At 55.6% G+C, this 12613-nt stretch carries 5 protein-coding genes; 2 read left to right on the forward strand and 3 right to left on the reverse strand.

Annotated features, from left to right (window positions below):
- Positions 1–11 precede the first annotated feature (11 nt).
- Positions 12–5714, forward strand: coding sequence for a condensation domain-containing protein (locus BRD58_RS10555; protein ID WP_073382843.1), 5703 nt, complete (start codon positions 12–14; stop codon positions 5712–5714).
- Positions 5715–6109: 395 nt separating this feature from the next.
- On the opposite strand, the gene BRD58_RS10560 is transcribed toward BRD58_RS10555, so the two are convergent.
- From BRD58_RS10560 to BRD58_RS10570, 3 genes are all read right to left on the reverse strand, one after another.
- Positions 6110–7405 carry a M4 family metallopeptidase gene (locus BRD58_RS10560; RefSeq protein ID WP_073383922.1) on the reverse strand — a complete coding sequence of 432 codons (1296 nt, stop codon included), beginning with the start codon at positions 7403–7405 and terminating at the stop codon, positions 6110–6112.
- 357 nt (positions 7406–7762) lie between these two features.
- Entirely contained in the window at positions 7763–8515 is a 753-nt protein-coding gene (locus tag BRD58_RS10565) for a 4'-phosphopantetheinyl transferase family protein (RefSeq protein ID WP_236721593.1), read from the reverse strand.
- A 386-nt stretch (positions 8516–8901) separates the two neighbouring features.
- On the reverse strand, positions 8902–10728 hold the full coding sequence (locus BRD58_RS10570; protein WP_236721623.1) for a sigma 54-interacting transcriptional regulator: 1827 nt from the start codon (positions 10726–10728) through the stop codon (positions 8902–8904).
- Positions 10729–11561: 833 nt separating this feature from the next.
- Between BRD58_RS10570 and BRD58_RS10575 the strand changes: the two genes are divergently transcribed.
- Positions 11562–12503, forward strand: coding sequence for a DMT family transporter (locus BRD58_RS10575; protein WP_073382851.1), 942 nt, complete (start codon positions 11562–11564; stop codon positions 12501–12503).
- The last annotated feature ends 110 nt before the right edge of the window (positions 12504–12613 follow it).

Below are 12613 nucleotides of genomic sequence, written 5' to 3' on the forward strand. Positions count from 1 at the left end.
AGGCTCCCCTTATGAAATTGTTAGCTTCGCGCTACGAGAAGTCGTTCTATATTGAAGCGTTGACCGAAAGCCATAACGTTATATCCAACTCCTTCCTGACCCTGGACATCGAGGGCGCGTGCGATCCCGCATTAATGCAGCAGGCCATGCACCATGTCTTCAGCCACCCTGAATTCCATGTACGCTACGAGCTGCAGGGTGAACATCTATACAAATTTGTTAATCACCAAGAATACGCTATACCGCACATTGACTTAACCACACAGCGCGACCCCGAATATGCGTTCCAACAATTACTGACGACCTATTACAGTGAAAAGCTAACCTTCGAACATCCCCTGCTCTTTAAGGCCTGCCTCTGCCAAATTGCACCGGCCCATTATCGGGCAATTATTATGGTTCACCATATTTGCTTGGACGGTACGGGTTTCCAGCGATTTTTTGATGAATTAACCCAGCGCTATGGCCGACTGCGCCGGGGCGAGGCGCTGGCCCCCATCGCCGCCCCGTTAGCCCAGGAGCAGGCGCCGCCGCTGTCCGAGTCCCTGCAGCAGGAGGCATTGGCATTCTGGCGTCGCGCCCTCGACGGGCAGCCCGTACGTACCGACTTTAACCATGCCATTAACTCAGAGCAGCGCCGCGCCTGCACAGAGAAATGCGCGTTGGGCACCGACCTCAGCCAGCGGGTAAAGGCCTACTGCCGACGCCACGGACTAACGCCAAACCTGTTCTTCAAAGGGCTATATGCCCTTCTCGTCGGTCGCATGGCGAATCAGCGCATGATTGCCATCAGCTCGCCAATGGACAGACGCAGCAAGGCAATGCGGCGACAGATCGGCTGCTTCGTCAACACCCGTCTGGATCTCTTTGACCTGCGCAGCATCGCCACGCTCAGCGCCTATTGGGCGCAGATCAGGCAGTTTAATAAGGCGACCAAGCCGTACGCCGAGCTGCCCTATGCCCAACTGGTGCACGCCCTACAGAAACAAAGCCAAGACCCCGAGGCGATGCTCAGCAACGTTGTCTTTGGTAGCACCGTGGGGATCGGCGAAACATACCCGCTAGACGCACAGTGCCGCATCGCACAGGATTACCGCTTTATCGATCTCAACGCCGATCTGCAGCTCCTGTTCTGTGAGTCCAGCCAGCACAGCTTCAATTTCCGCTTCGACTACCTACAAGGCTTTCAGGCGTGTGGCCTGTTCACCCACTTCCTGGCGCGTTTCCAGCGCCTGATCGCGTGGACGTTAGCGCAGGATGACGGGGCGCTGGCGCGGATGCCCTTTCTCGGCCGCGCGGAGCTGGACAGGCTGACGCAGCTGAATCAGCGGCGCCAGCCCTACCCCGATGACAGCCTGGCGCAGCGAGTCCAGCGCTGGGTTCAGGAGACGCCCGCGGCGACGGCGCTGATCGATAGTGAAAATAATCAGGCGATCGACTACGCACAGCTGCATGAGCGGGTTTCGGATATCGCCCACTACCTCTCGACGTTGGCCCCGGCGGATCAACGCGCGCAGGGCTGCGTCGTCATTAACCTGACGAGCCTGGTGGATACCGTCATCGCCATCCTGGCGACGCAGTACAGCGGCCTCGCCTTTACCTGCGTCGATGCCAGCGCCCCGATGGCCAGAAAGCAGCTGATCATGGAGCAGCTATCACCGTTACTCCTGATCGGCGACGCGATCCCCGGCGCACAGGCGAGCCACGCCCACCATATCGCCGCGTTGGAGCTCATCCCACCGGCGCCCGGTCGATACCTGCCGCGCCCCGACGCCGCCGAGCAGATCAGCCAGTATATCTTTACCTCCGGCACCACCGGCCAGCCCAAGGCGGTCGCCCTGACGCACCGCGCCTTGGTCAGCACCCTGTATCAGAATGACGCCATCCCGGTGGGGCAGCGCCTGCTCTATTCGGCCAATGAGGCCTTCGACGCGGCCTCCCTCCAGCTCTGGCTCGCCTTACTGCATGGGCGGACGCTGGTGATCCCCCAGCGGGGCGATATCGCCAACCCGCACGCCATGACCCAGCTGCTGCAGCGCTACCAGATAGATCACCTCTTTCTGACCACCGGGCTGTTTGAAACCTACATGGCCTCCGCCAAACGCGACATCTTCGGCCAGCTGGAGATCCTGTGCTTTGGGGGCGACAGCGTCTCGCAGCAGGCGGTGGCCCAGGGGCTTGAATGCAATATTCGGCATCTGATCAACCTGTATGGCCCGACCGAGACCAGCATTTATGTTACCGCCCACCGCTGCGGCCCCCAGGATCTCGCGGCGGGGATCATCCCCATCGGGAAACCCCGGCCGAACGCCCAAACCTGGATTGTGGACGATAGCGATAATCTGTTAGGCATCGGCATGGTCGGCCATATCATCGTCAGTGGCGACGGGCTGGCGCAGGGCTATCTGGGACAGCCGCACAATGCAGCCTTCTCGTCTATCCCGCTCCCCGATGCGACGGGCGAATCCACGCGCCGCATCTACCGTACCGGCGACTATGGCTACTGGCGGGAAGATGGCGAGCTGGTCTTCTGCGGACGGCGCGACCACCAAATCAAGCTGCGAGGCTACCGCATCGAACTGGGTGAGATCCGCCAGGCGCTGGAGCAGATCGACGGGGTAACGATGGCCGTCGCGGTGCTCAGCCGCAAGGGTCAGCACAAACGGCTGCTGGGTTACTATCAGGCGGCACAGCCGCTGGACAACCCGTACCTCATCCAGCAGCTGCAGCAGCGCCTGCCGAGCTATATGGTTCCCGCGCAGCTGATTTATCTGGAGCGGCTCCCGCTCAACCGCAACGGGAAGCTGGATCGCCAGGCCCTGCCCGAGCCGGAGCTCATCGTCGAGCAGGATGACAGCCTGACGCCGCTACAGCAGACGCTGCTCGCCCAGGCCGCCAGCGTTCTATCACTGCCCTCGCTGACCCTCAGCGACGACTTCGTCGCGCAGGGCGGAGACTCCATCTCCGCCATTCTGTTCTCGGTGGGGTTAGAGGAGCAAGGGATCCGGCTCTCCACCGCCGATATTATGAAATACCGCTGCTTTGCCGATATGGCCCGCCAGGCCTCATGGGTCGCCAGCGCCCAAACCTGCCTCGGTCAACAGACGGGAGATGTCGCGCTGCTTCCCGCTCAGCGCTGGTTCTTCGCGCAGGCGTTCGACGCGCCGGCGCATTTTAACCAGGCGATCACCCTGAGGCTGCCCGCGCGGATGGAGGATACGCGTCTGGCGGCGGCGCTTGAGGCGTTGACCCGCTATCACGACAGCTTCTGGCTGCGCTTTACGCCGAGCGGGCGGCAATTTTTTGCCGATCCCGCGGCGACTCACGTCACCCTATCGACCCTTGACGCCAGCGACTGGTCGCAGGTCGAGCGACAGGTCGCGGAGATTAACGCTGCATTCCATCTGCAGCAGGGCCCCTTACTCCGGGCACTGCGCTTCACCCTCGGGGACGACGACGCCACCTATCTCTATCTTTGCGCCCATCATCTGATTGTGGACGGCGTATCCTGGCGCCGTATCGCCGCGGATCTGCAGAGCTACTATGAACAAGGCGCCGCGTTCACCCCCGCCCCCTACTCGAACACCCACTGCTACCGCAGCCAATGGGAGGCATTCCAGCCCCGCGCTCACGAGGTCGATTACTGGCTACGTCATGCCGATGCCCTCGCCGCCTGCCGCCGCGGCGCCGCCGATAGCCGGCTGCAGCGTCGCCAGATCAGCCTGACGCCGCGCCAGACGCAGGCGCTGCTCGGCCAGGCCAATCACCCCTATGGCACCCAGATCAATGAGCTATTAATCAGCGCGCTGTACCGCCTCTTGCACCATCCCGAGCACGGCCTGGGGCTCCTGCTGGAGGGGCACGGTCGTAAAGCGTTCGGCGACGCGATCCGCAGCGAGGCGACGGTGGGCTGGTTTACCAGTATCTTCCCCCTTCACCTCCCGCCGCACGCCGGCGACTGGGATACGCTGATCAAGCAAACCAAACAGACGCTGCGCACCCTTCCCGATAAGGGGGAGAACTACCTGCACATCGCCTATCACCACCCGGAGCCGCACGTTCAGCAGTCGCTGCAGGCGATGCTACAGCTCCCCGTCAGCTTCAACTTCCTGGGCCGCTTCGGCCACGGCGGCGACGGCGAATGGGCGATCGAGCATCATTTTAACCACCACCTGGTGGCCGCATCGAATAAGCCGCTGCGCGATCTGGATATCAATGCCTGGATTAGCGCAGATCGGCTCTATATCGATATTGAGATGGCCGGCGTAGAGGTCGCCGGCATGACGTTAGCGCAGCTCTGCGAGCGCCTCGGCCAGACGCTAGACCAGCTGCTGACGCACTGTTGCGATCCCCACTGCCGCGGGGGGCTGGTGCCCTGCGATCTGGACGACGTGGTCTTGGATCAGGCGACCATCGCGCGGTTAGAGCATCAGGTCGGCCCGCTGGATACGATCTACCCCGCCACCGACTTCCAGCGCGAGCTGCTCTATTTTAACCGTGCTAACCCCGACTATCAGATAGATCAGCTGGTTTTCCATCTGGAGGGCGCGCTGGATCGGCAGGCCTTTGCCGACGCCTGGCGCCGCGTGCTGGCCCGCTACGACATGCTGCGGGCCGGGTTTAGCGACAGCGTCGATCCGGGGCAGCCGCTGGCGCTGATAGCGCGCCAGGTGCCACTGCCGCTGCGCATCATGGACTGGGAGGGGCAGGACAGCGAACGCCGCCTACAGCAGTGCATCATCGATGAACGGCAGCGCCCGTTCGACTGGAGCACGCCGCCGCTCCTGCGCCTGGCGCTGGCCCGGCTGAGCGCCACGCGCCATCTGCTGGTGTTCACCTTCCACCATGTGCTATTCGATGGCTGGTCCATGCAGATCTTCCTGCGCGAAATCATGCAGGACTACCAGCGTCTCACCCACGGGGAGCGCGTCACCCAGCCGCCGAGCAGCTTTGCCGCCTTTCCGCGCTGGCTGGCCGCGCAGGATAAATCGGCCGCCGCCGACTTTTGGGGCGCCTATCTGGCCGATGCCCCAATGAATATGCGCATCCCCGCCGACGTCTGCGACGACGGCAGCCATGCCCTGCGCGTTCAGTCGGTCAAGGGCCATCTGGAGGCACAGCACGGCGCGCTGCTGCAGACCTTTGCGCGCCGGTGCGGCCTGACGCTAAACCAGCTCTGCCAATTGGCCTGGGCCATTACGCTGGCAAAATATACCCACAGCCGCGATATCGTGTTCGGCACGACCTTAACCCGGCGCCCGGTGGAAATTAGCCGGGTCACCGACTTGGTTGGACTGTTTGTCGCCACCCCACCGCTCCGGGTCAAACTCACGGAAAGCCTGGACGCAATGGCGCAGCAGCTGATCGACGCCGGCGAACCCCGCACGGAGCACGCCTTCTACGACCTGAACCACTATGACGCGCGCTGGCGCCCCACCGCCCCCTTTGGCACCCTGTTTGTGTTTGAGAACTACCCGGAGCAGAAAAGCCAGGAGCCCTATCAAGTGCAGTACCACCATCGGGGCACCGTCAGCGGCAGTAACCACCAGATCGTGCTGTGCCAGTTCCCCGCCGACAGCATGCCGTTCAGCCTGTTCTATGACAGCGCAGAGCTTTCCGCCGCGTTGGCCGAACGCATTGCGCATGACTACCGCACCACCCTGCTGCAGCTGCCCGCCAGCCGTCAGCTAAGCGATCTGTTGCCTCACGCATAGCCCCCGCCCACGGGATGCCGGTCATCCCGTGGGTCCACCTTAACCCCGCAAGCCCCAACGCCACAGACACACCCGCCCCCGATGCCCAGCAGAATTAAAGCACAGAGGCAAATAGGGATTACGCTCGCTATCTATATGCAGAGCCCACGCACAGGAAAGGCCGTGGCCTTCGGCCTGACGCGCGGTGCCCCCGCGATGGGGCGTCTCCCGCATAGCGGCGCAGGGAATGGCGTAGGGAATAAGGAGATAATGTATTGACGCTCGGGGAGATGCTGCCAGCGGTTCAGCGCTCGCGGCATGGCGGAGTCCGCCGTAGTGATAAACTGACAGGAGTCAATAGTATTGATATCTTCCTGTCAGTTTAGTTTTAACATGGCGATCTATCTATGTGACGCTTATTCAAAGGGGAAGATCTCCGCCTGCGGCGAGAATATGGTGCCCCAGCTTTTTATCCACTGGCTTTTGAAGCTTTCCGGGAACAGGAGCTTAAAGGTTTTAAAACCCTCCAGATCGATCTGCACAAATATCGTGCAGCTCTCTGAGCCGACAATGGGGATCTGCACGTCCGTTGAAATACCAACGGAAACCTGATGGCTATCAATAGTGTGGGTCTCGCCCTGCTGATCGATATAGACCACCTGTATCCTGGCTACGTATCCTCCGCCATTGTAAAATCGATAGGTGACTACCGGATCTAAACCGACATCATCCATCGCTTCAACTAGCACATGCTCCGGTATTTTATCTTTGTGTCCAAATTTATTGTATAACTTGTAGATGTCGCCAGCGAAGTCCTCCAGCTTCATACTTTTACTAAAAGCATTCTTTCTCAAATCATAAAACAAATCATATGCGGTACTGAGCGCCTCACGCACCGCCATCGTTGCCGATAATTTTTTCACCAGTTGGTGAAAAAAGTATCTAATAAACCCACCTTTTTGGTAACGCGTCATATTTGGTGTGATTTGATCTACTCGCGTGGTCGACTTTGGCACGTCATTCTCTGGGTGATCCAGTGAGCGAACTTTATCTGAGCCAAAGCTGGGGTATACATACCCGGTCCCGATAGACCAATCAATTTCATCAAAACTATTTACATTTTGGTTGATAAAGAAGCAGGCGAAGACGTCACCCCAGGCCTCAGCAAATGCCGCGGCGAAGTTTTCAACCACGAATACGCCTTGATAGTTTATTGCATGACCAACCTCATGATAAATAATACTTCTATCGCTGAGTGTTTTGAATGAAAAATTATCCTTTCCGACTTTTATTGATATTGACCTATCTTTATTCATCCAGCTTGTAGCAGCCTCTTGATATATTGACGTATCCTTGTCAAGCAACAGCGTAACTAATCCATCAAAAAGCCGTTCGCCATGGTAATTAGCGTATTTATCCAAAATCTCAGTGGCATAGGTAAATGCCTCACCAAATGGCTCGCGGATACCGTTGATACTGCCTTCCGCGATCCTGGCATCCTTCTCGTCATCAATATGATACTCAGGAAGGTAAGCTTCACCTGCGCCAGGGTTGTGAACTTTCCCCTCAACATAATTATTCAAGGCAAAAAATATCTTATTCTCTGCGAAATAGTCAACGCTCACCGCGAGCTCGACCGCAGGTTGAGATAAAGCACCGCCGATGGTTTTTGCTTTGATTCTTTTTAAATTACTGTCAGATGGTTTTTTCATAATGACCTCGTCTTTTGGTTGGTGACAGTAATAAATATAACCAAGCAAATTAAACAATCATGCAACGAAGCCAGGTGAACGAAGCTATCGGTAATTTTTAGGACGATTTCCGTTTTGTTTGAAAATATTTCAACAGGCCGAGAAAATATCCCCGGGTGAATTTAATTAATTCCACATGCTCGCTAACGATTTGTTTCAACAATATATTTAACGATTTATTTGACGCTGGGCCACGACACATATTCACCCTTTGGACGACGTAGTATTGCGCCCGGCGATCAGATAAATCAGCGCATTTTCAGCGTGAACGCTCGCAGGTGCAGCGCACCTGCGCCGCGCCTGCCCGTTGGCCCGGCGCTAACAGTAAATCAGGGTCATGACCGCCTCATCATCGCTCAGAAACTGCCCATGGAAACACCGACCGGCCGGATAGTCCGACGCCAGCGACGTCAGCAGAGTAAGGCGAAAGGTCCGCCGGCGCCAATCGATAGCCGTCATCTGGGCGTCATGAAAATCAAACCACCGCTTCACCTCGGGATACAGCGCCTTAAAGAGACTCTCTTTGGCCGAAAAGAGGAGCGTGATGAGCAGACGGCTAGCCGGTGCAGTGCCGAGCAGCGCAGCCAGCTCGTGTGGATGGGCGATCGCCGACTGAAGGGTGCACGCGCGCGACGGCGCAAGCCAGGTTTCAACGTCGATCCCCACGCCGCCGCGCCGCGAGGTCGGGTGCGCAGCGCACAGCGCCATCCCGGCAGCGTGGCTAATCGAACCGGCAATGCCCGGCGGCCACTGCGGGGCGTGGTCCGCACCGCGGGCGATCACGCCATCGCAAATCCCGAGCGCCGTCATCACCTGGCGGGCGACCCAGCGTCCCGCAATAAACTCGGCCTGCCGCTTCGGCGCCGCCTGCTGAAGCGACAGCGGCAGCGCAATCCCTTGATATGCCCCCTCATCGCGATAGCGGCTGAGCGAGAAGCGGCAGGCGCCTATCCTGCCGGGATAACCGGGAAAAGAGAGCCAGGTAACGCCCTGAATAAAATCCGCATCATCCCCCTGCTCGGCCCCATCGCGGGACACTCGGGGCACAATACTGCCGGAGGAAGAACGCATAAAAACCTCGTAATGGGTAAGACGTCATGGATATCGCCCCCCATAGTAGCAGCGAAGAGCACCCGCACTCACGGTCGGTGAGCGCCGCCGATATCAAAAAATGAGAAAAACCGATCGATCCCCGAGATAAAGGCGCATCGCTGATGGATATTCCGCCGATGCGCCGGCCTAAGGTGTCGCAGGTATTGACGGCGGCAAAGGCGGGGTGAGCGTCCACGCCGCATCGCGGATGATCGCAGCGCGTCATCGTTCAATATGTCGAAGACAACCTGGGTTACTATCGTTCAGAGGGAAGCACCACCGCCGAGCATGACATCCGCGTTGTACTGCGCGCTGATATTTCCCAACGGGGCAGTAGCCCGTGCAACGGCAGTAAGCCTCTCATATCACCGAAGATGACGATATATACTCATCTTGCTAATTTTTAGCTGCTGTGCAACCTTCTGATGGTTTTGCTGATTTTTATCCAAATAGTGCTGAATGATCTGACATTGGCAATGGTGAGTCATTAACTTGAAATCATCCAGCAAGGGGACTTGGCAAGTCAGTACCTCGCCCTCTTCAGCGCCGTTTTTTTCATCTATGCGAGATGTCTCCTCGGTCAAGCAATAACGTTGCAAAAGCTGCGCCGGTGAGAGCGCCGGGAAAACGCGGTATAGAATAGAAAAACGCTCCATAATGGCCCGCAGCTCGCGGACGTTGCCATTAAAGGGATGCCGACACAGCGCCACTAAAAGCGCCTTTTCTTGCGGCTCCGCTAAGCTACATTCCATTTCTTGCAGAAAACGACGCCCCAGAAAGCAAAGATCATCATCTCGGCTACGCAAAGGTGGAATCTGAATATGAAGCGTATTCAATCGATAGTACAGGTCATTGCGAAACAGACGCTCACCGATCTGCCCCTGCAGATCCTGATTGGTTGCGGTGATAATGCGGACATCGACAGGCACGACCTCGTTACTGCCAATACGCATGATCTCTTTCTCCTGCAAAACGCGCAGCAGCTTGGTCTGCATATTCAAGGGCAATTCACCGATCTCATCTAAGAAGAGCGTACCGCCATGTGCCAGCTCGAAAAGCCCGGCCTTACCCTTACGGGTCGCGCCAGTGAAGGCGCCATCGACATAGCCAAACAGCTCACTCTCCAACAAGTTTTCCGGAATGGCGGCACAGTTAATCGCGACAAAGGGGCGATGGCTACGTGAACTATTGCGGTGAATACTCTGAGCGAACAGCTCTTTACCGGTACCGGACTCTCCCTGTATCAATACGTTAGCCTGCGTCGCCGCATAGTGCAGCACCAGCGTTTTAAGCGCCTGCATCTTCGGCGATGATGTCAGAATATCATCGATATTATAACGCGCGACAAACCCTTGGCGGAGGCGCTCTTTCTCACGGAGACGGTGCTCGGCGTGGCGGATCAGACGCGAGGCCGACAGCGTACAGACGACGCCCAGGCTACGTCCTTGGCTGATAATGGGGACTCGGTTTGCCACAAAGGTTTCCCCTTTTACCTCAAGTACTTGTCCAAGCTGGCTCTGTTGGCTTCTTAATACATCCTGGGTTTGGGAATCGGGTATCAGAGAGCGAATCTCCAGTCCCATCACTTCAGATACCTCACACTGCAAGATCTTCAGCGCCGCCGGATTGACCTGGATGATGCGATCTTGATCGTCGGTCACAATCAGTGCCTCGGCAATCGTCGATAGCATCGTGTCCAACTGTGCGGCCTTGTGACGACTTTCATCCTCCGCCTGCGCCAACAATATCGCCTGCTGCAGCGCGCGATGAATCGCATCCTCATCCGCGGTCAACAACCGCGCATTCACCCCCAAACGCTGTGCAGCGCGCACCACGAGGATCCCCCCGACGATAATATCCAAATTGCGCATCTCATCGCGCTGCAGTAAGGCATCGATATCCTCCCGGCTATGGAATACGTCCTGGCAGATACGCATCTCCAATGCCTGAGCAATCAGTTCGACCCCAGGTAATGGCTGGCGATAGCTGATCACCCCGATGGTCGCGGCCTGCCCACGCAGCGGCAGCAGTAGCGCCAATAGATCGAGCGCGCTCGTCTCAATTGAGACGACCGGCTTATGCGTATATAAGCGGATTTTCTCCGCGGTTCCGCCGCGACTGATCACCGCCGCGATCTCTTTGGGTAAGCAGGAAACCTGGCGAGCTACGCTATCAAAAGCCCCATCAATCACCGTCAAACGACAGTTCAGCGCATCAGCCTGCTGCTGCGCTAGCGTTGCCAGCTGGGGGTAAGGCGCGATAAAGGCAAAATGAAACGGGACAGCCATAGCGATTCCTCTAAATGATGCCCCACTATAGGCTAAAACACATCAACGCTAACGGGGACAAGCTGTAAGCAATTCAGTATATTATCTTACGAAAACGATAGAGCTACAGGTTATTACACAGGCGTAACCGATCGATAATGTAGAGATGGCGCATGCGCTATCTACACCCAGCCGCTGATATCAGCTTAAGCAAAAATTTATAGCGCCACGTTCTACTGCATCAGTTCGGCGTCATAGATTATATGGCTATTTTGTCCCGCTGAATTGCATGCAGCGCAAACTTATAACATCCATCGCCACAGGTTAGATAAGTGCGACCACACGTTGTACGCGCCGGCTACGTTAACATGTCTGCATATTATTACTCAATAGTACCAGAGCACTCCCCCGTAGCCAGCAAATAATAAAGAAAGAGATCTAAATATAAAAGCAGGAAACCGCTCTGCGCTATGCCAACGTATTTTCATTAAGCGATATTATCATCACCGAAAGGAAATAAAAAACGCTAATTTAGCCTTAGCACAGCGATAGTGATCTCGATCACAACCATCATAAATATTAATATCTAATTTGGGATCGAGCGATAACAAAAAAGTTATTAACATTCTATATCACGCGCCAATGGAAAACAAAAAAACTTTATATTCAATGGGTTGCAATATTGGCATGATAGGTGCTTTATACATTCCGTCTTTTTCGTCAAATCACTTCCGATTACATAAATGAGTGAGGGTATTATGGATGGTCTGTCTAAAGATAAAAAAACAGCGTATTTGCTTCTCGTTGTCCTATGGCTAGTCTGGGGTAACTTCTGGGTTGTATCAAAGAATGCTCTCCCTGTAATGGGGGGGGCCTGGATGCTAAGCCTACTCAAGATAGCGGGGGGTGTCGTCGTATTGTTCATCGCGCTTTTCATTAAAAGAAAAAGCCTGTCAATGACACCGCCGCCGTTCCTTCCAACACTACTCTATGGATTGACTCAAACCACTGGATTTACTGCGCTGACCGTTTTTGCACTAACTCATGGCGGCGCCGGGAAAGTATCGGTGTTAGCCTATTCAATGCCGATTTGGGTTATTATCTTAAACACGTTAGTCTTAAAGCAAAAATTAGCCATTAGTCAGGCGATTAAACTCTCTATTCCTATTATTGGTTTTGTCATCGTGGTCGCACCTTGGAGTATTAATGAAAGCAAACAAGTCATATCCTCTGTCATGGCGTTACTGTGTGGACTCTCCTGGGGGATTAGCGTGCTTATCCTCAAATGGATTCTTAAAAAGAATCCTACCGTCAATGTATTAAACCTTACTGCATGGCAAATGCTTTATGGACTCATTCCGTTAATCGCACTGGCATGGTATATGCCACATCCCCCGATTGTTTTTAATCAGACATTTATTTTATCTTTCCTCTATATCGCTATCGTTGTAAGTGCATTAGGCTGGTTCTGCTGGGCAGCTATTGCCAGCAAGCTCCCGGCTAACATTGCCTCGATCAACTCACTTGCTGCTCCTGCAGTTGCCATGATGTCTGGTATGATTTTTTTAGGAAATATGTTATCCGCGACAGATTTACTGGGCGTCACGCTGATTTTTGGCGGTATCATTATCATATTTGCGACATCAAAGAAGAAAAGCAATAAAGTTTCCACCGCCGTAGCTTCATCACAAAAATCATAATATAGTGAAATGCCTGATTAATACAAGATAGAACGTTTTCCCCACCCTACAGATTGCCATCCTAGATTAGGATGGCAATTTTTAATCTTAAGATGAGCAAGCACGGTCTC

This window comes from Edwardsiella piscicida (assembly GCF_001896205.1).
GTDB lineage: Bacteria > Pseudomonadota > Gammaproteobacteria > Enterobacterales > Enterobacteriaceae > Edwardsiella > Edwardsiella piscicida.